Annotated in this window: 1 protein-coding gene; it reads right to left on the bottom strand. The window is 61.8% G+C overall.

Features of this window, described 5'->3' with window-relative positions; translation table 11 throughout:
- A partial coding sequence (locus tag HRU92_RS20340; protein WP_173089217.1) for a gamma-glutamyltransferase occupies positions 1-659 on the bottom strand: 659 nt, incomplete at both ends.

Here is a 659-nt window from a genome sequence, read left to right as displayed (position 1 = left end):
GAAAATGTCCGTCCCAGCAAGAACCTCCCCCCCGCCAACGCTTCGGCTGGCCGTCTGCCGTAATCAATGAGGCGCGTGAGCAGCATGGCGAGCGTTTGCGGCTGCCCGTCCGCCCCTTGGGTCCCATAAAGCAAGCCTGGCTTGCCGTTGCGCAAAGCGATGCCCGGATTGAGGGTGTAAAAGGGTCGCTTACCGGGTCGAAAGCCGTTGATGTGGCTGGGATCAGGATCGAATGCCGCCCCCCGGTTCTGCCAGAGAATGCCGGTATCGCCGGCAACCACCCCGCTTCCCCAATCAAAGTAGATGCTCTGGAGCACGGAGGCACAGCGGCCCTCCTTGTCAGTGGCGGCGAAGTACACCGTATCGGCGGAGGCAAAGACCTGGGGCCAGGCCATGGCGCGATCGCTGATCGTTTCCGCCTTGGCGCGAAGTCGCGCCGGATCGAGCATGGCACCGAAATCGACATCGCAGCTATCTGGATCGGCGATCATGTGGCGATCGAGAAAGGCATATTTGACCGCCTCCACCACCAGGTGAACATGCTCGGCGCTGTCCTCGGCAATGGACGAGAAATCAAAATGGGAGAGAATGCCCATGATGCCCAGTGTCGTCAGACCCTGTGTGGGCGCTGGCGGCGCAAGGAGCTGCAACCCCCGGTA

The sequence above is a fragment of the Devosia sp. 1635 genome (genome assembly GCF_013185955.1).
Classification (GTDB): Bacteria; Pseudomonadota; Alphaproteobacteria; order Rhizobiales; family Devosiaceae; genus Devosia.
Note: the sequence above shows the minus strand (reverse complement) of the source record. Positions and strands in the feature narration are given on the sequence as shown.